Here is a 26,909-nt window from a genome sequence, read left to right as displayed (position 1 = left end):
GTAAGCGGTGTTTTGATCCCACCTTCCTGAAGGCTTCCTGATCTGCGAGTCCGTTTCCGAGTATAGATTGGAATTGGAGGCTGGGTTGGTAGGAGATATATCGCTCCATATGGAGGATACTGGCCGTATGGATGTCATGGTCGGTCCTTCCGGGAAACGGCGCTGGTCTGATGCCTATAAGGGCCGTGTGGTCGCCGAAACACTGGTGCCGGGTGTTACCGTCAATGAAGTGGCGCGGCGGCACGAACTGCTGCCAAATCATTTGTCGGCGTGGCGTCGGCTGGCGAAGGAAGGCAGGCTGGCGGTTCCGGATCTGGCCGGAGCGGAGTTTGAGTTTGCGTCGTTGGTGGTTGAGCCTGTGACCGCGCCGGCTCCCGCCGCGTCCAGTGATGCGGTTGAGATCCTCTGTGGCGATGTCACGGTTCGTCTGGGGGCTGATACATCTCCCGAGCGGATAGCGGGGATTGTTCGTGCCCTGTCCGGGTCCGGATGATCTTCCCATCACAACGGGTTCGGATTGTTGTGGCGACGAAGCCGGTGGATTTCCGCAAGGGCCACAATGGACTGGCGGCTCTGGTAAAAAATGAACTGCATAAGGAGCCGTTCACCGGAACCGTTTTTGTGTTCCGCTCGAAACGTGCGGACCGTCTGAAGCTGCTCTACTGGGATGGGACGGGACTGGTTATGACGTACAAGCGGCTGGAGGAGACGACTTTCACGTGGCCTGCGGTTCGAAACGGTCTGATGTCACTTAGCCACGCGCAGTTTGAGGCCCTGTTCTGCGGTCTGGACTGGCGGAAAGTGAAGGCCCTGTCGGCCCGTCCACCGACTGCGGCAGAGTAAAAAACCATCCTTTACCCTGGTCCCCGGGCACTGGTTTTGGTAGTCCGGGATCATGATTTCGACGGCTGATCTTCCGGATGACGTGGATGCGCTCAAGGCCATGATCGTGGCGCAGAGTGAACGGAATGACCGTCTGGAAACTCTGGTTGCATCCCTCAGACAGGCCCTGTTCGGACGAAGATCCGAAAAATCCGATCCTGACCAGTTTGAACTGGCCCTCGAAGATCTTGAGACCGGTATTGCTGAGGTGGAAGCCGAACGTGAGGCTGATCCAGCGGGTGCGCAAACCCGGACCTCAAAGCCGCGCGCAACCAACCGGGGGGCGCTGCCCAAACACCTGCCGCGCATTGAGGAGGTGGTCGAGCCGGACAGCACGATCTGTCGTTGCGGTACCGAACGCCATGTTATTGGCGAAGACGTGAGTGAACGTCTGGACATTGTGCCGGCACGGTTCCGGCTGATTGTGACCCGACGCCCGAAATATGCCTGCCGTTCCTGTGAGGACGGTATCGTCCAGGCCGCCGCACCGGCACACCTGATCCCGGGCGGCATGCCAACCGAAGCCACCATTGCCCATGTGATCGTCAGCAAATACGCGGATCATCTGCCCCTGTACCGGCAGGCGCAGATCTACGGACGTCAGGGGATTGAACTTGACCGCTCCACACTGGCTGACTGGGTTGGTCGCGCGGCATTCGAGCTGCGACCCGTTTTTGATGCCCTGATCTCCGACCTGAAAAAATCGCCGAAGCTGTTCATGGATGAGACCAGAGCCCCTGTTCTTGATCCTGGCCGGGGAAAGACGAAAACCGGATACTTCTGGGCGCTGGCCCGCGACGACCGGGCGTGGGGTGGAGATGATCCGCCCGGTGTCACGTTCACTTACGCGCCCGGACGATCCGGCCAGTATGCGGATCAGATACTGCAGGACTTCCGCGGCATTCTGCAGGTTGACGGGTATGCCGGCTACAACCGGCTGATCAGGCGGCCGTCACAGGGTATTCAGCTGGCCTACTGCTGGGCGCATGCGAGGCGGAAGCTCCACGAGGTTGCCCGGACTGGAACCACACCGATCGCCGATGAGGGTTTGCGACAGATTACCGCCCTCTACAGGATCGAGAAAGAGGTCCGCGGCGAAAGCCCCGCCAGGCGGTTGGCTGCAAGACAGGAGCGCTCCAAACCCGCCCTTGAGGCATTCGGGACATGGCTCACGGCAAACCGTGCGCGGGTGTCAGCCAAATCGCCCCTTGGAGAAGCCCTGAAATACATCGCCAAATACTGGGACGGCCTCTGCCTGTTTCTGACCGACGGGCGCATCGAGATGGACTCGAACCCCGTGGAGCGAACAATCCGCCCCATCGCTCTAAACAGGAAAAACGCACTCTTCGCGGGTCATGATGCCGGAGCACAAAACTGGGCAATCATGGCGTCCCTTATCGAGACCTGCAAACTCAACGCCGTCGATCCCCACGCCTGGCTGACCGAAACCCTCACCGCAATTGTGAACGGCCACCGACAGGCCAACATCAAAGCACTGCTGCCGTGGAACCATCAACCGAAGGTGTGATCAGGACTTCGCTTACGTCGTACCGTCTCTCGTACCAGTGCAAAATTTGAAATCACCAGAAAAAAACACGTAGTACAAAAGGTATCACAAATCTGAACTCGCACTGCGAAATCCATTTCGGAGGCCAAGCCAACACGTGTGCGGTTCATGTGTGTGGCAAACGTGTGTGAAAGAAAATTCTCTGCCGCATAAAGCCAATTTTTTTCAATAGCTTGTACAAAAAAATCTAATGGCGGAGACGAAGGGATTCGTGGACGCAACATCTACCTGCGGCTTCAGGTCACCAAGCAGCAGTAAATACGGAGGTCCAGTACTTAGGCTTCTAGAAATGCAGCAAATGTGATTGAGTCATCGGCTGCGGCCAACACTCCAATGTGTGCTCTCACCCCTATGCGAGATCTCAAGTTGGCTAAGAGAACGAGGTAGCACAAGAGGTACCACATTCCCGGATATCCAAGTTGCTTAGTCTAACGATTTCATATAGATAACAATAATAAATTTCCATCCACTTACCTCTCCTGGGCACCATCGCAATAAATCTCTCGAAACATACATTGAGTGCTCCGGGCGATTTGGACTCAAGAGCCATCCGGAAACTCGATGATCGTAGTCGCGAGCTAACACGAAGCCTCCTCTTGCAAGTAAGGAAAGCCTTAATAAAGGCGTTTCGCGCCAGCGCTCTTTGCTGCGTTCTAATTGCGAATCCCATCGGCGGCAGGTACCGGTTAACGGATGTACGCGACCACGAAACCGGGTGCCGATGAAGTATGACGCAATAGTACTCGGAGCAGGAATGGTTGGTGTCAGTACAGCGCTGGCACTTCAGTCCAGTGGCAGGAAAACTGCGCTCGTTGACCGCCGGGAACCCGGACAGGAAGCAAGTTTTGGTAACGCAGGGATCATCCAGGCGGAAGCGGTGACACCCTACGGGTTCCCGCTCGACCTCGCGACGCTCGGAAGAATCGCCATTGGCAGATCTGGCGCGGTCCGCTGGAACCTTCGCGGTGTTTTCAGTTCTACGCGCCCCCTCGCGGCCTACCTTCGGAATTCTCTACCAGCTACACACGCTAGAGTTTCCGAGCGTTACGGCCGAATGATCCGGAAAGCGACTGAGGATCATGAGAGGCAGATTGGCGCGGCGAATGCTGACCGCCTTGTCAGGCGTGACGGCTTCATTGAGGTGTTCAGGTCAAGTGGAAGTTTGGCGGCGGGAATCAAAGAAGCAGAGCGCGCTCGGTCCAGCTTCGGCGTCAACTCCAGTGTTCTCGACGGCGATGAATTGGCCAAGGCCGAACCCGGCCTCCGTGGCGAATTCGCCGGCGCCATCCACTGGACCGACAGCTGGTCATGCAATGATCCGAGCGCTTTGGTATCAGCCTATGCGAATCTTTTTCGGTCCCGGGGCGGTGAAATCCATCAGGGGGATGCCAACAGTCTTAACGAGCACGAAGGTTCCTGGATCGTATCGATGGCAGATAGGCGCGTGTCAGCTTACAACGTGGTGGTATCATTGGGCGCCTGGTCCCCCGGCCTTCTAAAGCGCTTTGGGTACAACTTTCCGATGATTCTGAAACGCGGATATCACCGGCACGTCGATACGGGCAGCGGACCGCGCCTACCGGTGGTCGATGCCGATAACGCCGTGGTTTTTTCGCCGATGACAGCCGGTTTGAGAGTTCTTACAGGTGCCGAACTCACTCCAATAAATGGACCGGTGAACCGAACACAGATTGATCGGGCGACCGCCCTTGCCGGGGAGATGTTTGACGCCTCCATCCCGGAGGATAGCCCGATCTGGTATGGTACACGACCCTGCATGCCGAACATGCTGCCAGTGGTGGGACCTGCCCCGCGTCACCACGGGCTGTGGTTTAACTTCGGCCATGGACATCAAGGCTTCACTCTTGGCCCAACCACGGCGAGAATTCTCGCGGCAAAGATGGACGGTCTTGCGGATGAACAAGCAGTGCCATAACTACCTCAGTGGTTGGCAGCCAAAGGACGGTAGTTGGGCGCTTCTTTACAAATTTCCCATACCCACCAAGAATTCCGGAACGAAAGAAGGACAGCACCATGGCCAATACACTTCATCAGGGCGATCTTCCGGATGATCTAGATCTGGGGCCGATTGTAGCCATTGATTGTGAGACGATGGGGTTGAGGCCGCACCGGGACCGCCTGTGTCTTGTCCAGATGTCGGCCGGTGACGGCAATGCGCATATGGTTCAAATCGGACAGGATCAGACCTCTGCCCCCAATCTGACTCGCATGCTGACCAATCCGGATCAGCTGAAGCTGTTCCATTTCGGCCGATTTGACATTGCGGTTCTCCTCCACCGGTTCGGCGCTTTGACGGCTCCAGTGTACTGCACGAAAATTGCCTCTCGGCTCGTCCGGACCTACACCGACCGGCATGGGCTTAAGGAATTGACCCGCGAACTCCTCGATGTGGATATTTCGAAACAGCAGCAGTCCAGCAACTGGGGCGCCGAGAAATTGACCGACGCGCAACTGGATTACGCGGCGTCGGATGTTCTGTATCTGCACCGCATGAAGGAGAAGTTGGACGCCCGACTCGCGGTTGAGGGGCGAACGGCGCTGGCGCAGTCCTGCTTCGATTTCCTTCCCACAAGGGCCGCTCTCGACATTGCGGGCTGGGAAGATCAGGATATTTTTTCCCATTCATAGGGCCAAAGCGCAATGACACCACGGCCAGGTCCGACGAATCCGGAAACGCTGATCGCGGCGGGGCAAAAGGTCATCATGACCGAAGCCGCCGCACTGGGGGCGCTCGCTGACTCGCTGGGTACCGCATTTGCATCTGCCATTGAGATGATACTGGCTGCCGAGGGCCGTGTCATCGTGTCAGGGATGGGAAAATCGGGCCACATAGCCCGGAAAATTGCTGCCACGTTTGCCTCGACCGGCACACCATCCATCTTCGTGCACCCGGCAGAAGCAAGTCACGGTGATCTTGGTATGATCACCGGACACGATATCGTTTTGCTGTTGTCCAATTCCGGAGAAACCTCGGAACTGTCGGACCTTATGGCCTACACCAGACGGTTTTCCATACCGTTGATCGGTGTTGCCAGCCGCGCTGAGAGCACGCTTATTCGCAAATCCGACCTTGGTATGGTTTTGCCCCCCGAACCGGAAGCATGCTCTTCCGGTCTGGCACCCACCACTTCGACAACAATGACCCTGGCACTCGGTGACGCACTGGCAATTGCGCTCATGGAGCACCGGGAGTTTTCGCCCGAGGATTTCCGGCGCTTTCATCCTGGCGGGCGCCTTGGAGCAAGACTGGCGACAGTGGCAAACCTGATGCATGACGGAAACGACCTGCCTTTGGTTGCTCTCGGCACACCGATGTCCGACGCCCTGCTGATCATGAGCCAAAAGAGTTTTGGGGTTGTCGGAATTCAGAATTCGGCGGGAGATCTTGTTGGCATCATCACAGATGGCGACCTCAGGAGACACATGAACGGCCTTCTCGACCGTACTGTGGATGACGTCATGACACCCGATCCCACCACCGTGGCCGCGGATGCTCTGGCATCTGAAGCGCTCGGTACAATGAACCGTCTGAAGATCACAACGCTTTTCGCTTTGGAGTCAGACCGCTCGCATAAACCCGTCGGCATCCTTCACATCCATGACTGTCTCCGCGCCGGGGTAACCTGATAGATGGCGGAGGGCCCCGATCTCTATTCGCGGTTTGTTGCGATTTCGAAGATCGTTCTGCCCCTTACTGCGATTGCCCTTCTCGCAGGTTTGTTTCTTATCAAGTCCGACGATGACTTTGGGGGTGAGATTACCTTCTCTCAATCGGACCTGGAACAGTTCGGCAAAGGCCTGCGCATCAGTAATCCCGTGTTCAGTGGCTTCACAAAGTCACGGGACGCATTCCAGTTTACCGCTGATCTCGTAGTTCCCGATGCCGCCCCACCCCAGCATGCGGAGATTACCTCCCTGTCCGGAAAGATAGACTATGTGAACGGCAGGACGATCACCGTTGAGTCGAATTCGGCCAACCTCGACATCCCCGGGCAGATGCTGGACCTGAACGGCGATGTCTCTCTTGGTACTTCGGACGGATACGGGGTCTCGGCGCCACGCCTGAGCCTTAATCTGGGAAATGGTACCCTGAAGGGCGATGAGAGAGTTCAGACCAAAGGCCCGGTTGGCCAGATTGATTCAGGTTCCCTGGAAATTCGACCGTCCAGTTCAGACAGCCAGTCGCGGATATTTTCATTCGGCAAAGGCGTCAGACTGGTATACGATCCCACCGCGACCAATTGACGAGCCTGGATTCCGGATGATTGCCCGACAGTTACTGCTTTTTTTATTTCTTGTTTCCGCCGGAACCGCTCTGGGCCAAGGCACGACCGTGCCATTCAGCGGGCTGAGCCACGACGCATCCCTGCCTGTCGAAATTGCGGCTGACAATCTTGAACTGAACCAGGGAACCGGGACCGCGGTTTTTTCCGGCGGCGTACAGGTCGCACAGGGCGCTTTGCGTTTATCGGCCGAAAAAATTGAGGTCTACTACGCGGAAGATGCCAACCAGTCGAGTGGCAGTGTGGAGAGTATGAAGGCCACGGGCGAGGTACGCCTTTCAAACGGCGCGGAGGCGGCCGAGGCTGAAACCGCGGAGTATTTTGTCGCAGATGGCGTGGTAGAAATGGAGGGCAATGTCCTTCTCACACAGGGAAACAATGCCCTTTCGAGCGAGCGGCTTCGAATAAATCTTGTGGACGGTACCGCAACCCTCGACGGCCGAGTACAAACCATATTCGATCCGGCAACATCACAATGACCCCTCCCCCCCTTAGCGTTACCGATGGCGATCAGGGCCTTCAGGTCCGTAACCTGGCCAAAAGCTACAAAAAGCGCCCGGTTCTTCGAGATGTTTCACTTTCGATCAGACGTGGCGAAGTGGCCGCGCTTTTGGGGCCCAACGGTGCTGGTAAAACGACCTGCTTCTACACAATCGCAGGGCTGATACCTCCTGATACCGGCAACGTCTTTGTCGACGGAACCGACGTAACGTTTCTGCCCATGTACCGGCGGGCCAAAATGGGCATCGGATACCTGCCTCAGGAAGCCTCGATCTTCCGGGGCATGACGGTCGCGAACAACATTCGTTCCATACTGGAACTGACGTACCGCGACCCGGAAAAACGCAATGCGATGCTCGACGAGTTAATGGGGGAGTTTTCGATCACCCATCTTCGCCGCACACCGGCGATCGCGCTATCGGGCGGAGAGCGGAGACGGGTGGAAATTGCCCGGTGTCTTGCGACGCAGCCAAAATACATACTGCTGGACGAACCCTTCGCCGGCGTTGATCCGCTGGCAATCAATGACATTCGATCACTGGTCGGCCACCTGAAGGACCGTGGGATTGGCGTTCTCATCACCGACCACAATGTACGCGAGACGTTGGAAATCGTGGATCGCGCCTATATTCTTCACGGCGGTACCGTGATCATGTCCGGCCCACCAGACCAGGTAATACAGGATGACAATGTCAGACGGGTGTATCTTGGGGACTCTTTTCGAATCTGACACTGGAAGTCTTTCGAAGTCGGATCGTGCCCGGGTAACCTGATGGCGCTGGGTCCCAGACTCGAGGTTCGTCAAAGCCTCTCTCAGAAGATGACGCCACAGTTGCAGCAGGCGATTCAGTTGCTGCAGTTAAACAGCGTTCAGATCGCCGAGTTTGTAAAATCGGAAGTTGAGAAGAATCCACTCCTGGAAATGGCTACACCTGAGCCCGAGGTGTACTCCCCACTTCCGTCCAGTTCCGCAACAACTGAGCACGATGCGGGCCCGTTTCAAAACATCGCGTCAAAGGTATCGCTCACGGAATTTCTGAGGGCTCAACTTAGGGAAATGCGACTGCCTGCGGAAGATTTGGAACTGGCATTGATCGTCGCGGACGAAATCGATCCGGACGGTTACCTCAGGGAACCAGTTTCTGATGTCGCGGGGCGTTATCACATCCGGTCGAAAGACATCGTTCAGGGACTGAAACTGGTCCAGCGCTGCGAGCCTGCAGGCGTCGGCGCAAGGAACCTCCGGGAATGTCTCGCGCTACAGCTTCAGGATCGCGATCGTTTCGACCCTGCAATGCGCACGCTGATCGAAAATGTCGAGCTCGCAATCAATGGCGATTCGGCAGAATTGGCAAGGCTTTGCAGAGTAAGTCAGGACGACATTGAGGACATGCTTCTGGAAATACGGGCGCTCAATCCAAAACCAGGGGCCCGCTTTGGCGAAGATCCTGTCCTCACGACAGCACCGGATGTTTTTGTGTCAATCAATGACGCGGGACACGTTAAAGTTGAAATAAGCACCTTGAACCTGCCTAAAGTTCTGGTGAACAATATCTATGCGACGGAAATATCCGGGCAGAGCGACGAGGCCAGAGCCTATATATCGGAATGCAGGACAAGGGCGAACTGGCTTGTGCGCTCTTTGGAACAAAGAGCCAGAACCATACTGAAGGTCAGCACCGAAATCGCATCTTTTCAGAAAGATTTTTTTCGTCACGGTGTTTCCGGGTTGAAGCCACTTACACGGAAAACCATTGCTAAGCGGATCAAGATGCACGAATCGACAGTCGGCAGAATAGCCAACGGCAAATACCTGTCCTGCGCGCACGGAAACTTCGAACTGCGATATTTCTTCAGTTCATCAATAGGTTCCATCAACGGAGGCCAAGGGTTTTCCGCGACACTGGTACAGAACCGAATGCTCTCAATGATAAAATCCGAGCGTTCGACCGATGTACTTTCGGATGATAAAATCGTAACCATGTTAAGAGATGAGGGGATAGATATTGCGCGCCGAACGGTTGCGAAATACCGTGAGCAAATGGGCGTCCCCTCCTCCTCGGTGCGGAGACGTCAAAAAGCCGGAACCGGAAAGGTCTGAATTCGAAGGGAGGCGAGCAAACAGTCATCCAAGGTTGACATTTTATCCGAGTACGTGGATAGGGACCGCGTTCACGGCGCAGTCCTCAAACGCTAAAACTACAATCTTCCAAAGGAAAAACGATATGCGCCTACAGGTTAGTGGAAAACAAATTGATGTCGGTGATGCTCTCCGGACTCATGTGGAAGACCGCCTCGAAGAAGCCGTAAGCAAATATTTCGACCGTCCCGTGGAAGCATTTGTTACCTTCTCCAAAGACCGCCATGAATTTGTAGCCGACCTGTCCGTTCACCTGCCCACCGGCATGTCGGTTCAGGCCAAGGCGCGTGCCAATGACGTTTACGCAAGTTTCGAAGGCGCGGCCGACCGAATGGAGAAGCAGCTCCGTCGATACAAGCGGCGCCTGAAGAACCACCATCAGCATCGTGCCGATCCGATCCAAGCGATCGGGGAGCCGTCCTACATCCTGGATGGCGGTCAGAATGACGACGCCGAGCCGGACAGCCTTCAGCCGGTCATCATCGCGGAAATGGAAACCAAAATCTCCAATATCTCCGTGGGCGAGGCCGTGATGCAGATGGAGCTTGCCGGAGCCCCGCTGCTGGTGTTCCGCAATGAGAAGCATGGCGGTGTGAATGTGGTATACACCCGCGAAGACGGTAACATTGGCTGGATAGACCCCAGAAACTCCCAATAGATCGCCGCTAAACTACCTGAATGGAGCCCCTTGATGGAGCTGTCTGAAATTGTACGCGTGGACGCTGTTCGCAGTCCGGTGAAAGCAACGAGCAAGAAACGCCTGTTGCAGGATCTCTCGGACATGGCGGATACCGTGTATGGTCTTCCCACAGCTTCCACTTACAAGGCGCTTATGGAGCGCGAGGCCCTCGGTCCGACAGGTGTTGGCCGGGGCGTCGCGATTCCGCATGCAAGGTTCGACGAGGTCGACAGGGTTGTCGGGTTTTTCATTCGACTCGAAAAACCGATTGATTTTGAGTCCGTAGACCGCCAGTCGGTTGATCTCGTGTTCGCCCTGTTCGCGCCAAAATCTGCTGGCGCTGAGCATCTGAAGGCTTTGGCGAGAGTTTCCCGGACCCTAAGGGACGAGCGCGTGTGCGCAAAGCTCCGGTCGACTTTCGATCCGGCCGCACTCTATGCAATCCTGACTGAGGGGACCGCAGAAAAAGCCGCTTGAGGCTTTTCTGTGTAAATTCCCCAGCCGAGCGAAATCATTCGGCCGGGGATAGATCGGATGTATTATCCGTTCGCAGCTTTTGCTGCTGGGACGGGTGCTTCATTTTCAACGACGCCTGCCAGAAAATCGAGGAAATCCTCTCGCAGGTCTGGCCTCGCGAGACCAAAAGCAACGGTTGCCTGGAGATAGCCGCTCTGGGAACCGCAGTCGAACCGACGACCCTTGAACCTGAACGCGTGTACGTTGCCCTTGCGTTCGATCTCGGTAGCAATTGCATCGGTCAACTGCACCTCACCTCCGGCACCTTTCTTGATACGGTCCAGATTTTTAAGCACGTGCGGCGTGAGGATGTATCGACCGATCACCGCGATGTTCGACGGTGCCTCCGCCTCACTCGGCTTTTCGACCATGTTTTTGACCTTCATGGTTCGGCTCGAGGGCTTGTCGACATCCAGAATACCGTAGGAAGACACACGCTCATGAGGAACCTCCATGGCAGCAACCATGTTGCCGCCGGTTTCCTCATAAGCCTCTACCATCTGTTGGAGGCAGGGCTTTTGTGCCTCAATAATATCGTCCGGCAAAATAACGGCGAAAGGCTCGTCACCGATCAGTCGCCGTGCACACCACACAGCGTGGCCCAAACCAAGGCGCTCCTGCTGACGGATATATGCGACTGCGCCGCTGTCCATATCCGTCTGTTCGAGCGTTTTCATCAGTTTGGTTTTGTTTCCGTCAGCAAGCGCTTTTTCAAGTTCCGGAGCGTTGTCAAAGTAGTCTTCCAGTGCGCTTTTTCCGCGGGATGTAACAAAGATGAATTCCTTGATACCCGCCGCCCGCGCCTCGTCGATGGCGTACTGGATCAGAGGCCGGTCCACCAATGGCAGGATTTCTTTCGGTACCGATTTTGTCGCAGGCAAAAACCTCGTGCCCAATCCGGCCACAGGAAAAACAGCTTTGCTAACCTTTTTTGTCATTCGACCTCCTACACATTGGCCTTTAAAAAATACACGGTAGCAGTCTGGAGCATTGTTCCTGTCGCTATCATGAATTTTTTTTTACTCCAAAATTAATCTGTCTCTTGGTAAACGGGACTGTACGCCTCGATCGTGACTACGATACGCCCAGTTCCCGCAATATTCTCTCGATACGTATAACATCAGACGGGTTGTTCAGCTCCCAAAAGGCGTGGCCCCTTGCTTCAACCTCAACACAATGAACGTCGATCCCATTTTCCATGAATCGCAACTGCTCAAGGCCTTCCCAAAACTCGAGGGGCCCCGGCGTCAGGGCTCCATAAGACGCAAGTGCGGCCTGCCTGTATCCATAGACCCCAACGTGATGAAAAACCGGGATCTCTTCTTCGGCCGCGAGCTCGCGTCCGGTATAGGGCACAACTTCCTTGGAAAAGTACAGCGCGCGGCCTGCCCTGTCGAACACCGCAGTCGTGCCTCCGACACGTCCATTCTTCCGATCCTCAAGAAACCCCGCCAATGCGTCCGCATCACAGCGCAACACCGGCGTCACGACCTGTCTTGTTGGGTTTTCATAAAACGACCGGATCAATTCAGTCACAAACCATGGCGGCGTCAGCGGCGCATCGCCCTGAAGGTTAATAATGATATCGTAGTCAGCCCCGAGCCCCTTGGCCACCACAGCACAACGCTCCGTGCCGTTTCTGCAGCTGTCGGGTGTCATTACCACTTCGGCGCCAAAAGCTTCAGATGCTTCAGCTATCCGGGAATCGTCGGTTGCGACAACGACCCGGTCCGCGCCCTCAACCTGCTTGGCGGCCAGCCAGCTTCTATGGATGAGGCTCCGCTTCTGACCGTCAGCCCCCTCAAGTTCGACAAGGGGTTTTCCCGGATATCTGCTGGATGCGTAGCGTGCGGGAATGACGATCAGTGCGGACATTTTTCTCAGCCCTGGTTGAGGGTAATTCCCGGCGCATATGCCACGAAAAATGGATTGTCGAGACCGGGCTTGCCGTATCCAAGGTCGGTGTGGTCGTCAAAGCGCACCACTTTGCCACCAGCACCGATTAGTACGGCGTGACCGGCAGCAGTATCCCATTCCATTGTACGCCCAAGTCGGGGGTAAAGGTCGGCCTCACCAGCTGCCACAAGGCAAAACTTTAAAGAGGAACCCGCGGACCGGAAATCGGACACCTTGTAGGTATTGATATAGTCATCGGTGGCCTGATCCCGATGAGATTTCGAGGCGACCACCACGAGTGCCTCCTCGTTCGGTGCGGAAACCGACATGGGCTTGAGGGCGCCGACCGCGTCAACCGAATGGGGTCCGGTCTCTTCGACGGATCTGCCATCGGCATCAGTGTAAAACAGCCGATCTTTCGCCGGAGCATAAACAACGCCCCGTGTCGGAACGCCATTTTCGACCAAAGCAATGTTCACCGTAAAATCACCACGCCGGTGAACAAATTCCTTCGTTCCATCAAGCGGATCCACAAGAAAAAAAACACCGCCGGTGTCGATGTGGGTGTCGGCCTGCTCTTCGGTTACAATTCGAATGTCCGGAAATGCCCCGGCAAGGCCTTTGCAAATGATTTTGTCAGCCGCGAGATCCGCTTCCGTCACCGGAGAGTCATCCGACTTGGCCTGTACGTCAAAATCCGGCTTGTTGTACACATCCATGATTGCCGCACCTGCATGAAGTGACAGTTCCCGCATGGAAGCAACAATTTTACCGTAATCCATTTTACTCGTCCTCAGATCAACAACCCAAACATTGGAGACCGACAGCTTCTTCGGTCGGAGCAAGCTATGGACCAGAGTTTCCGCACTTGCAAACACTTGGTCGTTCGAAACGTACTTAAGGCGGTATTATGCCTCTTTTTCGACATAATCGTGAAACTCGGACCATAGCACCGCTTCGCTCTCATAAGTTGACGCTGGGGAATTAGGCCAACTCCTAATCAACGACCCGGAGCGTCAAATTGAGCCTACCGCCGCGGGGAAGCAACTCGCTGGACCCAAATTTAATCCTGTCAACGCCGTGATAGACTTGTCGCGCTTCACCACCCAGAACCACAACATCGCCGCTTTGCAACCAAACAGATGCGGTCGGTTCAGCGCGCTCCAATCCACCAACCCTAAAAAGCCCTTCGTCACCCAAGCTGATCGAAACAACGGGCCACGAGAAATCCGCCTCGTCACTATCCGTATGAAGGCCCATTCTTGCGTTTTCCCTGTAGTAGTTGATCAAACAACAATCCGGATCGCGTTCACCGGGGACGAGATCTCTCCAAACCCGTATTGCGGTTTCGGGAATTGCTGGCCAGTTCACTCCGGACGGATGTCGATCAATGTATCGGTAGCCTCTACTGTCACTGAACCAGCCATATTTTCCAGCGGAAGTCATGCCTACGCTCATCGGCTTCCCCCATCTGGTTTTCGGTGAGAAAAGCGGCGCATTCCCAACGACGTCGGAAACTTCTCCGACCAAAGCCTTCTGCTCCAACTTCGGGAGGTAGCTCGGGAGATGAGAAAAACCGTCAATTTTAGGCAATGGTCTCTTCATGGAATTACTACTGTCATCCTGTGCCGTCCATGCCGGCCATATTGGGTTCAAAACGTCCGAAATGAACCGACTGACCCGTGAATTGTGGCGAATTTCCCTTGATCTTCGGCCTCAGCCAATATTTGCCACAAAAAGGTCATTCGTTCAGGTTCGACCGGTTGCAGGCTGCTGGACAGAAACCTATATACCCTCCGAAAAGCGGTTACGCACATTTATGTGAAGTGCCGCACAAGGGATGCGGGCAGGTGCTGGTCACCGGGCCTGTCACGCGAAATTGCCGCTCGAAAGGACTGCTTATGTCGAAAGTCATCGGTATTGACCTCGGTACTACGAACTCCTGTGTCTCCATCATGGATGGCAGCCAGCCACGGGTTATCGAAAACTCCGAAGGTGCAAGAACCACACCCTCCATCGTTGCATTCACCGACGATGAACGCCTTGTTGGTCAGGCCGCCAAGCGCCAAGCCGTAACCAACTCCGAAAATACACTGTTTGCCATCAAGCGTCTCATTGGACGCCGCCATGACGACCCGACGGTCGCCAAGGACAAGGACATGGTGCCCTACAAGATCGTCCCCGGCCCCAATGGCGATGCCTGGGTTGAGGTGAAGGGCGAAAAATACTCCCCCAGCCAGATTTCCGCCTTCACGCTGCAGAAGATGAAGGAAACTGCGGAATCTTACCTCGGTGAAGAAGTGTCCCAGGCCGTGATCACTGTTCCGGCTTACTTCAACGACGCACAGCGTCAGGCCACTAAAGACGCCGGTAAGATCGCTGGCCTCGAAGTCCTTCGCATCATCAACGAGCCGACTGCTGCCGCACTGGCCTACGGTCTCGACAAGGAAGGCTCCAAAACCATCGCGGTATACGACCTTGGTGGTGGTACGTTCGATATTTCGATCCTCGAAATCGATGAGGGCCTGTTTGAGGTTAAGTCCACCAACGGTGACACGTTCCTCGGTGGTGAGGACTTCGACATGCGGATTGTCGAGTATCTTGCCGAGCAGTTTCAGAAGGAAAACGGCGTCGATCTGACGAAAGACAAGATGGCTCTCCAGCGGCTTAAGGAAGCTGCGGAAAAAGCCAAAATCGAACTTTCCAGCTCGTCCCAGACTGAGATCAACCAGCCGTTTATCTCGATGGACCCGAAAACCCACCAGCCCCTGCACCTCGTGCTGAAGCTGACCCGCGCCAAACTCGAAAGCCTGGTTTCGGACCTGATCGTGCGCTCCATGAAACCGTGTGCGGCAGCGCTTAAAGACGCAGGTATCGCCAAGTCTGAAATCGATGAGGTTATCCTCGTTGGTGGTATGACCCGCATGCCGAAAGTCATGGAAGAGGTTTCCAAATTCTTCGGGAAAGAACCTCACAAGGGAGTGAACCCTGATGAGGTTGTGGCCATGGGTGCCGCTATTCAGGCTGGTGTACTTCAGGGTGACGTTAAGGACGTCGTTCTGCTCGACGTGACACCTCTGTCCCTCGGCATTGAGACCCTGGGCGGTGTGTTCACTCGACTGATCGACCGCAACACCACCATCCCGACCAAGAAGAGCCAAATCTTCTCGACGGCTGAGGACAACCAGAACGCAGTGACGATCCGGGTTTTCCAGGGTGAGCGTGAAATGGCCGCGGACAACAAGATCCTTGGTCAGTTCAACCTTGAACAGATCCCGCCTGCCCCGCGTGGCGTGCCCCAGATTGAGGTAACCTTCGACATTGACGCCAACGGCATTGTATCCGTCAGCGCCAAGGACAAAGGTACCAATCAGGAGCAGAAGATCACCATTCAGGCTTCCGGCGGTCTCTCGGATGAGGACATCGACCGCATGGTTCGGGAAGCCGAGGAGAACGCGGACGCCGATAAGGAGCGCCGCGAACTGGTCGAAGCCCGCAACCAGGCTGAAAGCCTGATCCACGGAACGGAAAAATCCGTGTCGGAACATGGCGACAAAGTTGATCCGTCGACTCTTGAAGTGATTGAAATGTCGCTGAAAAACCTCAAGGAAGCGCTTGAGGGTGACGATGCGGAAACCATCAAGGCCCGTATTCAGGATGTCACGGAAGCGTCCATGAAACTTGGCGAAGCCATCTACAAGGCCCAGGCCGAGGAAATGGCAGCGTCGTCCGAAGAGGATGGTGGCGCGGACAACACCGCACAGGAATCCGATGACGTGGTCGACGCCGACTTCGAAGATATCGATGACGACAAAAAATCCTGAACTGGATAATTGCGTCAAAATGGTCTCCCCATAACGGGGGGGCCATTTTGCCGTTTGAAGGGACCACTCCCACATGGCAAAACGTGACTATTACGAAACGATTGGCGTATCCAAAGGTGCCTCCGCTGCGGAGATAAAAAAGGCTTTCCGCAAGAAAGCCATGGAACTGCATCCTGACAGAAATCAGGACAACCCAAACGCCGAAGCCCAGTTTAAGGAAGTCAACGAGGCCTACGAGGTTCTCAAGGACGAACAGAAAAAAGCTGCCTATGACCGCTTTGGGCATGCCGCATTTGAAAACGGCGGTGGCGGAGCCGGCGGATTTCGCGGTGGCCATGCGCATGGCGACTTCTCCAGCGCATTCTCCGATGTATTCGATGATCTGTTTGGCGACTTCATGGGTGGCGGCGCCCGCGCGCGCGGCCAGAGAGCAAGTCGCGGGTCAGACCTTCGCTACAATCTGACGATCACCCTTGAGGAAGCATACGAGGGCAAACAGGCAACCATCAGCGTTCCAGGGAGCGTAGCCTGTGACACCTGTAACGGTTCCGGCGCGGAAGGTGGCGCCGAGCCCGCAACCTGTCCGACCTGTTCCGGTCAAGGTAAGGTTCGGGCGCAGCAGGGCTTCTTTACTGTTGAGCGCACCTGCCCGACCTGCGGCGGCAAAGGTCAGATCATCAAGAACCCCTGTGGCGCCTGCGCCGGAGCGGGGCGTCTTCGTAAAGACCGCACTCTGAATGTAAATATTCCGGCTGGCGTTGAAACGGGAACCCGGATCCGACTCGCGGGTGAAGGTGAGGCGGGTCTGCGTGGCGGACCGGCAGGCGATCTCTACATTTTCATCGAGGTTGCGGACCACCAGATTTTTGAGCGTGACGGCCAAAATCTCTTCTGCCGCATTCCGGTTTCGATGACGACGGCTGCACTTGGTGGTGAGATCGAAGCACCCACCCTTGATGGCGGCCGAACACGGGTGAAAGTTCCGGTTGGAGTTCAGTCCGGCAAGCAGCTTCGTCTGCGGAGCAAGGGCATGCCGGCACTTCGCGGAGCGGGCTCGGGCGATCTTTACATTGAGCTGCACGTGGAAACGCCTGTTAATCTGACCAGCCGTCAGAAGGAACTTCTCGCCGAGTTCGAGGAACTGGGCAGCAAAAACAACAATCCGGAATCCCATGACTTTTTCAGCAAGGTGAAGAGTTTCTGGGACGGGATGACCGGCTGACTTTTCTATCGACCGCCCCCCTGTTAACCCGCTGTAAGCCGATGTAAAACTCACTCGGATCAGCGGGGGCCAACGTGAGCGGTGACGGCAAAATCACACCTATGATGGTGCAATATCTCGAAATCAAAGCGGAGCATTCCGATGCTCTGCTTTTTTATCGGATGGGCGACTTTTACGAACTATTTTTCGATGATGCCGTTAAGGCCAGCGCCGCTCTCGACATAGCTCTAACAAAACGCGGCAGCCATCAGGGTGAGCCCATTCCGATGTGTGGTGTGCCGGCTCATTCCTCCGAAAATTATCTGCTCACCCTGATCCGCAAGGGATTCCGCGTGGCAGTCTGTGAGCAAACGGAGGACCCTGCAGAAGCTAAGAAACGCGGATACAAAGCCGTCGTCCGGCGTGAGGTAGTTCGGCTGGTCACCCCAGGCACGATTTCAGAAGACAGCCTTCTAGAAGCCCGACACCATAATTACCTGGCCGCCTTTTCCGAAATTCGGGGTAATGGTGCGTTCTCGTGGGTGGATATGTCTACCGGAGAGCTCACGGTAGCAGACTGTCCACCCAATCGAATTGGCCAATACCTTGCCAGGTTGGCTCCCCGGGAAGTTCTTGTTTCGGAACAAACCAACAATGAAATTACCGCGGTCATTCAGGACAACGGTGCGGTGGTTACACCGGTGGCGCGATCATCTTTCGATTCGAGCCTTGCGGAAAAACGCATTTCCAACGCTTTTGGCGTTAATTCACTCGACGGTTTTGCCGAGTTTGAGCGCACGGAGATTTCGGCAGTTGGTGCAATCATCGACTACCTGGAAGTCACCCAAAAAGGAAACCTTCCACTCCTCCGTCGGCCAAAACGAGAAACCCAGGGCGCGCAGATGCGGATGGATGCGGCTACGCGCCGCAACCTCGAGCTGACACGAAGCCTGTCCGGTTCCAGAGAAGGCACACTCCTTTCCACGGTCGATCGCACGCTTACCGGCGCTGGTGCGCGTTTGCTGGAATCGCGCATCAACGCACCGTCGACCTCACCAGCTGAAATTCGCGCCACCCAGGACGCCATAAGGCATTTTGTAGAAGATGGATCCCTTCGCCCACAAATTCGGGAACACTTACGTAAGATCCCGGACCTCGAAAGGGCCCTGTCCCGACTTGGTCTCGATCGGGGAGGCCCAAGAGACCTGGCGACCGTTCGAGACGCACTGCAACATGCGAATGATATCTCATCTATTCTGGAAGACGACCTTCCGGAAAACCTTGGACGAAGCAAGTCGGCCCTGACCGGCCATAGCGACCTCATCGAACTACTGGAACGCGCGCTCGTCGCTGAACCTCCAACGCTCGTTCGGGACGGGGAATTCATTGCGGGAGGCTACCTTCAGGATCTGGATGATACCCGACGACTGCGCAGCCAGGGCCGCGAAGTCATAGTCTCACTACAGGAAAAATATCGCGATGAGACCGGCATTTCGGCACTGAAGATCAAACATAACAATGTGTTGGGCTATTTCGTGGAAACTCCGGCAACTCACGCGGAAAAAATGCGTGAAGAGCGGAATTCGAACACATTTTCGCACCGACAGACCACTGCCAACCAGGTTCGGTTTTCCACACTTGAGCTCGCTGAAATAGAAACAAAAATCCTGAATTCCGCGAGCCATGCCCAGGAACTGGAGAAAAGGATTTTTGCCGAACTCCGCCAGGCGGTTCTGGACCGTTACGGTGCAGTATCGGCAGCTGCTGCCGCAATTGCGGAGATTGACTACTGCGCCGCACTTGCGGACCTGGCGGTGGACGGCGACTGGACCTGCCCCGTCATGGATGACAGCCGGGCATTTGAGATCGAAGCTGGACGGCATCCGGTCGTTGAAAGCGCTTTACGCAAAACCGGCCAGCCTTTTGTGGCTAATGACTGCGATCTTTCAGCCGACGGCTCCGATGCGCGTCCACTATGGCTCATCACCGGCCCCAACATGGCCGGTAAATCGACTTTCCTCAGGCAAAACGCACTAATAACCGTTCTTGCGCAAATCGGATCATATGTTCCTGCGACAAAAGCTCGGATTGGAGTGGTCGACCAACTCTTCAGTCGGGTTGGCGCTGCCGACGATCTGGCGCGCGGTCGGTCAACCTTTATGGTCGAGATGATTGAGACTGCCGCGATCCTGAATCAGTCCGGAGAAAACGCCTTCGTCATTCTCGATGAAATTGGGCGTGGCACCGCCACGTATGACGGTCTATCAATCGCCTGGGCGGTGCTGGAACACCTGCATGATGTGAACCAGTGCCGTGCGCTTTTTGCTACTCATTACCACGAACTGACCGCTCTGACGGCGAATTTAACCGGCCTGATGAACGCAACCGTCGCGGTAAGGGACTGGCAGGGAGAAGTGATTTTCCTGCACGAAGTTCGTGAAGGCACAGCAGACCGGTCGTATGGGGTTCAGGTTGCCAAACTGGCCGGCCTGCCTGACAGCGTGATCACCAGAGCCCGCACGGTACTGGACGCACTTGAGCAGGGTGATCGTGACCAGGGTGGCAAGGCCAAGGCATTGATCGACGATCTGCCTCTGTTCAGCGTCGGGATTAATGCCCAGCCCGTATCGGATCCGGGCCAACCATCAGCAGTGGAAAAAAGAATTCGGGACATTCGCCCCGACGATCTCTCGCCAAGGGAAGCCCTCTCCCTGATTTATGAACTCAAGGAGATGGCAAACCAAACTGAGTGATTATTTGCTGTCCGAAGGTTCGGGTTCCTGCGGTACGGCAGGTCCACCGGAGGACACACCGACCTGCGCAGGCCGGAGGAGCCTTTCGCCGATCGTAAACCCGACACTCATGACCTGAATAATGTCGCCACTTTTACTGCCGGGTACAGGAGCCTCAAACATTGCCTGGTGCAATTTGGGATCGAATCTCTCGCCGTTCTGAGGCTCGATTTTGACAATTTTGTGCTTCTCAAACGCGGAAACGAGGTCTTTCTGGGTCAGCTCAATGCCTTCGATCAGACCCGGTGCCGATGCACGGGTTTCGTCGGTGCAGCTCTGCATTGCACGATCAAAGTTGTCGTAGACGTTCAGCATGTCACGTGCAAAGCGGGTTGAGGCATAGAGCTCCGCGTCGCGTTTGTCTCGGTCAGCCCGTTTCCGGATGTTCTCCACATCCGCGAGAGCTCGAAGCAGCCGATCTTTCAGCTCACGGTTCTCGGCTTTTAGAGCCGAGGCTTCCTCTAGTTCGATGTCCTCGTCACTAATTTCCTCATCCTCGGGAAGTTCTGCCTCCGGGTCATCCAGAAACGCTTCGTCGTCCAAATCCCGATACTCGTTTTCTCTGTTCATCTCTGTCTGTCCTAACCCTGAGGTCGACCGGAAATCAGTCGACCGACAAGTTGCGCGGTATAGTCCACAATCGGTACGATTCTTCCGTAATTCAGCCTCGTTGGCCCAATCACCCCGACCGCACCGATGATTTTTCGGTCAGCATTCATATAGGGAGACACAACCAGAGAGGAACCCGAAAGTGAAAAAAGCTTGTTCTCTGAGCCTATAAAAACACGCACGCCCTCACTTGATTCACTCAGTTCCAGCAATTGAGCCAGATCACGCTTGCGTTCCAGTTCGTCGAACAGTTCGCGCACTTTCTCCAGCTGCGCCTCATCATCCGTAGCTTCCAGCAGATTGGATCGTCCGCGGACGATGAGCCTCTCTCCACCTCCTGGTTCCTGGGACCAGACAGCCAAACCACTCTCGATGACAGTCTTTGATTCCTGATCCAGTTCCGCCTTGCGCCTTGCGATCTCAGCGGCGACCACACTGCGCATCTCCGACAGCGTGCGATCTACCAGTATATTGTTAAGAAAATTCGCTGCCGACTGCATGGTCGAAGGAGTCATGCCGGGCGGTGGAGAAAACAAACGATTTTCCACCTGTCCATCTGCCGTCACCAGGACAACCAGAGCCTTATCTGACCCCAGCGACACGAACTCGATGTGCTTAATGGGCGCTTCCGTTTTTGGCGTGAGAACAAGGCTCGCGCCATGGGTCATGCCAGAAAGCAAATCCCCTGCCCGATCCAACACCGCTGAAAGATCCCCGTCATCGGAACTCAGCGTTTTTTCAATTTCCGCGCGCTCGACATTATTTACGTCGCCGACCTCCATGAACCCGTCCACAAACAGACGCAACCCACGCTGAGTAGGCACGCGACCCGCGGAAACGTGCGGGGAATCAAGCAACCCCAGCATCTCCAAATCCTGCATCACGTTCCGGATTGTCGCTGATGAGACCTTCTGCTTCATGGAACCGGTCAGCGTTTTTGATCCTACCGGGCCGCCAGTGTCCAGGTAGGTTTCGACCAGGCGCCGGAAGACCTCCCGGCTTCGTTCATTCAATCCGCCAAGCGGTGACTCGTCATTCATGTCAGTCTGCTCACCTTCTCCACTTCGTCAGGAAACTATGCATCGCAATTCCGCAGGTCAATCTCGCCAATCTCCATCTCGCCGCTGGACCCCAATGGGTTTGCGCGATATGCGGTCACTCACCATTAAACATGCAGGAGACGACAATGCGACCTTCCGGCCGATCAAACGATGCCCTCCGGGACATTACGATTGAAACCGGCGTGACAATGCACGCAGAGGGCTCCTGCATCATCAAAATGGGAAATACTCACGTACTCTGCACGGCAAGCGTAGAGGAAAATGTTCCTCCCTTTCTCCGCAAGTCGGGACTTGGTTGGGTAACAGCCGAATACGGGATGCTGCCACGCGCCACCACTTCCCGCAACCGGCGGGAAGCCACAGCCGGCAAACAATCAGGACGCACCCAGGAGATTCAGCGCCTTATTGGCCGTTCGCTTCGCGCCGGGATTGATCGGGTGGAGTTGGGGGAACGGCAGATCACGGTAGACTGTGATGTCATTCAGGCCGATGGCGGTACGAGGTGCGCTTCGATAACCGGCGGATGGGTGGCGTTGCGGCTGGCGGTCAACAAGCTACTTGCGCAGGGCACCCTCAAAAATGATCCTCTGACCGGTCATGTCGCTGCTGTCAGTTGCGGTATCTACGGGGGGCAACCGGTCCTCGATTTGGATTATGCTGAAGACAGTACCGCTGGCACCGACGCGAACTTTGTGATGACCGACAGTCTCAACATGATTGAGGTTCAGGGAAGTGCGGAAGGCGCCACGTTCTCCCGTGATGAGTTCAATAAGCTTATTGATCTGGCGGAAAAAGGTGCGTCTGAACTGGTCGCCGCGCAGAAAGCCGCGACATCATGACACGTCGCTTTGACGATCCGAAGCTTGTGGTCGCTACGCACAACCAGGGCAAGCTCGAGGAGATCAAAAAACTGCTTGAAGATTATTCCGTGACCGTTATCTCGGCCAAAGAGCTTGAATTACCGGAACCGGATGAGACCGAGAACACTTTCGTGGGCAATGCCCGAATTAAAGCCCATGCCGCCGCCCAAGCGACCGGACTGCCTGCTTTGGCGGACGATTCCGGAATTGAAGTCGATGCGCTGGATGGCGCGCCCGGCGTTTATACCGCTGACTGGGCTGAAGTTAACGGAAAGCGTGATTTCGTCCATGCGATGACCCGTACATGGGAGGCGCTTGAAAAGGTTGACGCTCCTGCCCCAAGGACCGCGCGTTTTCGTTGCACTTTGGTACTTGCATGGCCTGATGGCCATGACGAGGTCTTCGACGGTCGCATCGAAGGTGAATGTGTTTGGCCCATGCGCGGTGATCAGGGGCACGGTTACGATCCAATTTTCGAACCCGTTGGCTACGATATTACGCTCGGTGAAATGGACCGGTGGGAGAAGAACCGCATAAGCCACCGGGGCGATGCATTCCGAAAACTCATCGCAGGCTGTTTTGCCTGAAGACTGGCAACACGGGGGATTTGGTGTCTATGTGCATTGGCCTTTTTGCGCGGCTAAATGCCCCTACTGCGATTTCAACAGTCATGTCAGGAAGACCGTAGACCAGGATCGCTGGGCTCGGGCACTGGTTCGTGAAATCGAAACACAGGCCGAAATTACTCCAAACCGTGTGGTAAATTCTGTCTTCTTCGGGGGTGGCACCCCTAGCCTGATGGACCCGAAAACTGTCGGAGCAGTACTCGACGCGATCGCCAACTCGTGGACAGTTGCGAACGACATTGAAGTATCCCTGGAGGCAAATCCGACTTCGGTTGAAGCAGAAAGATTTCGGAGCTACCGTTCAGCTGGCGTAAATCGATTGTCGATGGGCATTCAGGCTCTCAATAATAGAGATCTTAAAGCGCTGGGGCGAATGCACACTGCTGAGGAAGCAATATCGGCATTTGAGATAGCGCGAACGAACTTCAACAGAGTTAGTTTTGATCTCATTTATGCCCGTCAAAATCAGACCTTGGCCGATTGGCGCAGTGAACTGTCAACGGCCTTGGATATGGCCGTTGACCATCTTTCACTCTATCAGCTCACGATTGAACCGAACACGAGGTTCGGCGAAATGGACAAACGTGGAATCCTGCGCGGAATACCATCAGACAATGCCTCAGCCGATATGTATGAACTGACCCAGGAAATTTGCTCAAAGTACCTGATGCATGGATATGAGGTATCCAACCACGCCCGGAGTGAAGCCGAATGCCGTCACAACCTGATCTATTGGAGATACGGCGATTACGCCGGTATTGGCCCAGGCGCCCATGGACGATATACTCGGCGTTCCAACAGATATGGCACAGTCGCATGGAGCAACCCGGAAAAATGGCTTAGCGAGATTGAGGCCCAAAACACAGGGATACGATCAACAACACCTCTCGACCGTGAGGATCAGGCACGGGAAATGATGTTAATGGGGTTGCGGCTCAAGGAGGGCATTTCGCTGAGCCGCTACAAAAATTTGGCGGGACGAGACCTGAATCAGGCGTCAATCCACGAACTTGAGCATTTAGGAATGCTGGAAAGAGAAGACGACCGGGTAAAAGTCACTTCCCAAGGGCGCCCAGTTCTTAATTCAGTTCTAAATAACATTTTAAATCAATAACTTACGCTGACATCAACTGGCACAGCCTATCGAGGTCTGCGAGATTGGTGTACTTGATCCGTAGCTCACCTGCCTGCTGGCCAGGTTTGTGATCAATCAACACTTTCATACTAAGAGTAGCAGAAAGATCCTCTTCCAACGCCCTCGTATCTGCATCTTTCGATGGCCCGGTAGCCTTCTGTTCGCCAACTTTTTTGGTAAAGTCTTTCTTTGCCAACTGCTCGGCCTGTCTAACCGACAGTTGCCTTTTGACTATCTCAGCTGCCAGTTGTTCCGGTCGACCCGAAGTAATGATAGCGCGGGCATGCCCTGCGGACAGCAACCCCTTCCGAACCATCTCCTGAACCGATTCCGGCAGCGACAGAAGCCTGAGTAAATTCGCAATATGGCTCCTACTCTTGCCGAGTGCCTCAGACAGCCTTTCCTGAGTATGGCCAAACCTATCCATCAACTGTCGATAGCCCAACGCTTCTTCAAGCGCGTTGAGATCTGAACGCTGAATGTTCTCAATAATGGCAAGCTCTAGAACTTCGGTGTCGTTGAGTTCACGAATAATAGCGGGAATTTCATGCAGATTGGCTAACTGGGCCGCGCGCCAACGTCTTTCACCAGCGACAATCTGGTAGTCATCCGGATAGTTTGGATCCAAACGCACAATTAACGGTTGAATGATTCCCTTCTCACGGATCGAGGAGGCCAGATCCTGAAGCTCAGCGTCATCAAATGTTCGCCTGGGCTGATCCGGATTGGCCCGAACACGCTCAATAGCGATCATCTGGTCACCACGCACAGGCATCGCTACGTCAGTCGTAACAGGCTCCATAGGACCTACATCAGCCAGTAAAGCCGACAACCCCCGACCCAGACCCTTTTTTTCCATTAATTTTGGCCTCTCTTACGCGATTTCTTCTGACAATGAGTTCTTCCTGATCCTCGCCAAGAGTTCACCCGCCAATTTTTGATATGCGATGCTACCCGCACTTGTATGATCGTACACCAGAGCAGGAATGGCATGGGACGGTGCTTCGCTCAATCTCACGTTTCGTGGAATGACCGTATCGAATACCAGCGACCCCAAATTTGACCGTGCATCTTCAGCAACCTGACTGGAGAGGTTGTTCCGTTTGTCAAACATGGTCAAGACAACGCCCTCAATCATCAAATCACGGTTTGAACCCGACCTGATTGACTGAACAGTCCGCATCAATTGCGAAAGCCCTTCGAGAGCAAAGAATTCACACTGCAGCGGCACTAAAACGGAATCAGCGGCTACGAAGGCATTTAAAGTGAGTAGGTTTAAAGACGGAGGACAATCGATCAATATAAAGTCATTGTCGACTATATTTTGTGGTGATGTGGCAAACAAATCCCGTATTTTGTGCAACCGTCTAGCATCAGGAACAAGTTCAACATCGGCTGAACTGAGGTCGGGAGTTGCGGGCACAATGGTTAAGCCAGGTACGGCCGTGGAACTGATGCGAATATTGGTATTTTGGTTAGCAAAAATCAAATCATAGGCTGTAAAGCTTCGATCCTGTGTTGCCACTCCTAAACCGGTGGAGGCGTTCCCCTGCGGATCAAAGTCCACCAACAAAACTCGACTACCGAGAGCTGCAAGTGCCGTACCCAGGTTGATTGCCGTTGTAGTTTTTCCAACCCCACCTTTTTGGTTTGCGATTGCAATTACTCGCGGATTTGAACCACTATTTTCCACGTTGGAATGCTCCAATTTCCACAATCGAGGCACCATCGTCCGTCAAACTGGGATGAAGTTTGTAATCCAACTTCCAATTCTGAAGAGCCTCTTCCAACTCTTTATGCACCGATTGTCCCTTGTGAAACAAGCAAATACCGTCAGGATCTCGGTGTTTTTCGGAAAATTCCAGCAATTTTGTCAGAGACGCCAGAGCTCTACCGGAGACAACGCAGGAACCTAACGCAGGCACTTCCTCAATACGAACATTTTTGATTGTTACCGCGACGTCGCAAGCCCTCGCCACCTCCCGAAGAAACGTACACTTCCGTTGGTCACTTTCGATTAAAGTGACTTGAGTATGCTGTTTGCGGTCTGATGCGGCGATTGCAACTACGAGACCTGGAAACCCACCCCCGGAACCGAAGTCACACCAAGATTCCCAGCCAAATGTAGTGCTGGCTAAATCAAAAATTTGCAGCGAGTCGACAAAGTGCCTGTTCCATGCTTCGGATATGGTTGTTTTTGATACCAGATTGATACGCGGGTTCCACTTCTTCAGCGTGGCCAGATAAATCTCCAGTTTTTCCAATGTTTCACGTGAAACATTGAGGCCGTTTGAAAACCCGTTATCAACCATAAAA

The 26,909-nt window shown here is 54.8% G+C and carries 27 protein-coding genes; 18 read left to right on the top strand and 9 right to left on the bottom strand.

Annotated elements, in window-relative coordinates:
• The first annotated feature begins 109 nt into the window (after positions 1 to 109).
• The 12 genes from tnpA (at position 110) to ACP15P_RS20485 (ending at position 10,550) form a co-directional block, all read left to right on the top strand.
• Positions 110 to 493 (top strand): IS66-like element accessory protein TnpA, encoded by a 384-nt coding sequence (gene tnpA / locus ACP15P_RS20540; protein WP_424928839.1) that lies wholly within the window; start codon positions 110 to 112, stop codon positions 491 to 493.
• Complete coding sequence (tnpB, locus tag ACP15P_RS20535) at positions 490 to 843, top strand: IS66 family insertion sequence element accessory protein TnpB (RefSeq protein WP_424928840.1); 354 nt, start codon at positions 490 to 492, stop codon at positions 841 to 843. The genes tnpA and tnpB overlap by 4 nt, the downstream gene beginning before the upstream one ends.
• Before the next feature lie 52 nt (positions 844 to 895).
• Positions 896 to 2,410: an IS66 family transposase gene (tnpC, locus tag ACP15P_RS20530; RefSeq protein WP_424928841.1), complete on the top strand. Its 1,515-nt coding sequence runs from the start codon at positions 896 to 898 to the stop codon at positions 2,408 to 2,410.
• 760 nt (positions 2,411 to 3,170) lie between these two features.
• Positions 3,171 to 4,385, top strand: coding sequence for an NAD(P)/FAD-dependent oxidoreductase (locus ACP15P_RS20525; RefSeq protein WP_424930349.1), 1,215 nt, complete (start codon positions 3,171 to 3,173; stop codon positions 4,383 to 4,385).
• A 98-nt stretch (positions 4,386 to 4,483) separates the two neighbouring features.
• Entirely contained in the window at positions 4,484 to 5,098 is a 615-nt protein-coding gene (locus ACP15P_RS20520; protein ID WP_424930348.1) for a ribonuclease D, read from the top strand.
• A gap of 12 nt (positions 5,099 to 5,110) precedes the next feature.
• A complete protein-coding gene (locus tag ACP15P_RS20515; RefSeq protein WP_424930347.1) occupies positions 5,111 to 6,097 on the top strand; it encodes a KpsF/GutQ family sugar-phosphate isomerase in 987 nt (328 codons plus the stop codon).
• A gap of 3 nt (positions 6,098 to 6,100) precedes the next feature.
• Complete coding sequence (gene lptC, locus ACP15P_RS20510; RefSeq protein WP_424930346.1) at positions 6,101 to 6,715, top strand: LPS export ABC transporter periplasmic protein LptC; 615 nt, start codon at positions 6,101 to 6,103, stop codon at positions 6,713 to 6,715.
• Positions 6,716 to 6,803: 88 nt separating this feature from the next.
• Positions 6,804 to 7,232 carry an LptA/OstA family protein gene (locus ACP15P_RS20505; RefSeq protein ID WP_424930345.1) on the top strand — a complete coding sequence of 143 codons (429 nt, stop codon included), beginning with the start codon at positions 6,804 to 6,806 and terminating at the stop codon, positions 7,230 to 7,232.
• Entirely contained in the window at positions 7,229 to 7,984 is a 756-nt protein-coding gene (gene lptB, locus ACP15P_RS20500) for an LPS export ABC transporter ATP-binding protein (protein ID WP_424930344.1), read from the top strand. The genes ACP15P_RS20505 and lptB overlap by 4 nt, the downstream gene beginning before the upstream one ends.
• A 42-nt stretch (positions 7,985 to 8,026) precedes the next feature.
• Positions 8,027 to 9,355, top strand: a complete 1,329-nt coding sequence (gene rpoN / locus ACP15P_RS20495; protein WP_424930343.1) for an RNA polymerase factor sigma-54 — start codon at positions 8,027 to 8,029, stop codon at positions 9,353 to 9,355.
• 124 nt (positions 9,356 to 9,479) lie between these two features.
• Positions 9,480 to 10,052, top strand: a complete 573-nt coding sequence (gene hpf / locus ACP15P_RS20490; RefSeq protein WP_424930342.1) for a ribosome hibernation-promoting factor, HPF/YfiA family — start codon at positions 9,480 to 9,482, stop codon at positions 10,050 to 10,052.
• 33 nt (positions 10,053 to 10,085) lie between these two features.
• Complete coding sequence (locus ACP15P_RS20485) at positions 10,086 to 10,550, top strand: PTS sugar transporter subunit IIA (protein ID WP_424930341.1); 465 nt, start codon at positions 10,086 to 10,088, stop codon at positions 10,548 to 10,550.
• A gap of 62 nt (positions 10,551 to 10,612) precedes the next feature.
• Here ACP15P_RS20485 and galU read toward each other — a convergent pair whose 3' ends face one another.
• The 4 genes from galU to ACP15P_RS20465 all read right to left on the bottom strand — a co-directional run bounded on the left by galU (position 10,613) and on the right by ACP15P_RS20465 (position 14,090).
• Positions 10,613 to 11,527 (bottom strand): UTP--glucose-1-phosphate uridylyltransferase GalU, encoded by a 915-nt coding sequence (gene galU, locus ACP15P_RS20480; RefSeq protein WP_424930340.1) that lies wholly within the window; start codon positions 11,525 to 11,527, stop codon positions 10,613 to 10,615.
• A gap of 136 nt (positions 11,528 to 11,663) precedes the next feature.
• On the bottom strand, positions 11,664 to 12,464 hold the full coding sequence (locus ACP15P_RS20475; protein ID WP_424930339.1) for a 3-deoxy-manno-octulosonate cytidylyltransferase: 801 nt from the start codon (positions 12,462 to 12,464) through the stop codon (positions 11,664 to 11,666).
• Positions 12,465 to 12,469: 5 nt separating this feature from the next.
• Positions 12,470 to 13,267, bottom strand: coding sequence for a 3'(2'),5'-bisphosphate nucleotidase CysQ (gene cysQ / locus ACP15P_RS20470; protein ID WP_424930356.1), 798 nt, complete (start codon positions 13,265 to 13,267; stop codon positions 12,470 to 12,472).
• Between the two features lie 214 nt (positions 13,268 to 13,481).
• Complete coding sequence (locus tag ACP15P_RS20465) at positions 13,482 to 14,090, bottom strand: alpha-ketoglutarate-dependent dioxygenase AlkB family protein (RefSeq protein WP_424930338.1); 609 nt, start codon at positions 14,088 to 14,090, stop codon at positions 13,482 to 13,484.
• 296 nt (positions 14,091 to 14,386) lie between these two features.
• On the opposite strand from ACP15P_RS20465, the gene dnaK reads away from it, so the two are divergent.
• From dnaK to mutS, 3 genes are all read left to right on the top strand, one after another.
• The gene (dnaK, locus tag ACP15P_RS20460; protein WP_424930337.1) at positions 14,387 to 16,309 is read left to right on the top strand and encodes a molecular chaperone DnaK; all 1,923 of its coding nucleotides are present in this window, start codon (positions 14,387 to 14,389) and stop codon (positions 16,307 to 16,309) included.
• Between the two features lie 73 nt (positions 16,310 to 16,382).
• A complete protein-coding gene (gene dnaJ, locus ACP15P_RS20455) occupies positions 16,383 to 17,531 on the top strand; it encodes a molecular chaperone DnaJ (protein WP_424930336.1) in 1,149 nt (382 codons plus the stop codon).
• A gap of 101 nt (positions 17,532 to 17,632) precedes the next feature.
• A complete protein-coding gene (gene mutS / locus ACP15P_RS20450) occupies positions 17,633 to 20,263 on the top strand; it encodes a DNA mismatch repair protein MutS (RefSeq protein ID WP_424930355.1) in 2,631 nt (876 codons plus the stop codon).
• On the opposite strand, the gene grpE is transcribed toward mutS, so the two are convergent.
• A complete protein-coding gene (grpE, locus tag ACP15P_RS20445) occupies positions 20,264 to 20,872 on the bottom strand; it encodes a nucleotide exchange factor GrpE (protein ID WP_424930335.1) in 609 nt (202 codons plus the stop codon). It lies immediately after the preceding gene.
• 11 nt (positions 20,873 to 20,883) lie between these two features.
• The gene (gene hrcA, locus ACP15P_RS20440; RefSeq protein WP_424930334.1) at positions 20,884 to 21,951 is read right to left on the bottom strand and encodes a heat-inducible transcriptional repressor HrcA; all 1,068 of its coding nucleotides are present in this window, start codon (positions 21,949 to 21,951) and stop codon (positions 20,884 to 20,886) included.
• A gap of 146 nt (positions 21,952 to 22,097) precedes the next feature.
• Between hrcA and rph the strand changes: the two genes are divergently transcribed.
• From rph to hemW, 3 genes are read left to right on the top strand one after another with little or no spacing between them, the layout of a single operon-like run.
• Entirely contained in the window at positions 22,098 to 22,811 is a 714-nt protein-coding gene (rph, locus tag ACP15P_RS20435) for a ribonuclease PH (RefSeq protein WP_424930333.1), read from the top strand.
• Positions 22,808 to 23,419 carry an RdgB/HAM1 family non-canonical purine NTP pyrophosphatase gene (gene rdgB, locus ACP15P_RS20430; RefSeq protein ID WP_424930332.1) on the top strand — a complete coding sequence of 204 codons (612 nt, stop codon included), beginning with the start codon at positions 22,808 to 22,810 and terminating at the stop codon, positions 23,417 to 23,419. The genes rph and rdgB overlap by 4 nt, the downstream gene beginning before the upstream one ends.
• Positions 23,412 to 24,572, top strand: a complete 1,161-nt coding sequence (gene hemW, locus ACP15P_RS20425; protein ID WP_424930331.1) for a radical SAM family heme chaperone HemW — start codon at positions 23,412 to 23,414, stop codon at positions 24,570 to 24,572. Before rdgB ends, hemW begins: the two co-directional genes overlap by 8 nt.
• A 1-nt stretch (position 24,573) precedes the next feature.
• Here the strand turns inward: hemW and ACP15P_RS20420 are convergent, their stop codons facing one another.
• From ACP15P_RS20420 to rsmG, 3 genes are read right to left on the bottom strand one after another with little or no spacing between them, the layout of a single operon-like run.
• On the bottom strand, positions 24,574 to 25,452 hold the full coding sequence (locus ACP15P_RS20420; protein ID WP_424930330.1) for a ParB/RepB/Spo0J family partition protein: 879 nt from the start codon (positions 25,450 to 25,452) through the stop codon (positions 24,574 to 24,576).
• Between the two features lie 15 nt (positions 25,453 to 25,467).
• A complete protein-coding gene (locus tag ACP15P_RS20415) occupies positions 25,468 to 26,286 on the bottom strand; it encodes a ParA family protein (protein WP_424930329.1) in 819 nt (272 codons plus the stop codon).
• Positions 26,276 to 26,905 carry a 16S rRNA (guanine(527)-N(7))-methyltransferase RsmG gene (gene rsmG / locus ACP15P_RS20410; protein WP_424930328.1) on the bottom strand — a complete coding sequence of 210 codons (630 nt, stop codon included), beginning with the start codon at positions 26,903 to 26,905 and terminating at the stop codon, positions 26,276 to 26,278. Before rsmG ends, ACP15P_RS20415 begins: the two co-directional genes overlap by 11 nt.
• Positions 26,906 to 26,909: the final 4 nt, after the last annotated feature.

The organism is Amaricoccus tamworthensis (assembly GCF_049800875.1).
GTDB lineage: Bacteria > Pseudomonadota > Alphaproteobacteria > Rhodobacterales > Rhodobacteraceae > Amaricoccus > Amaricoccus tamworthensis.
This window is presented reverse-complemented; position numbering and strand designations above follow the sequence as displayed.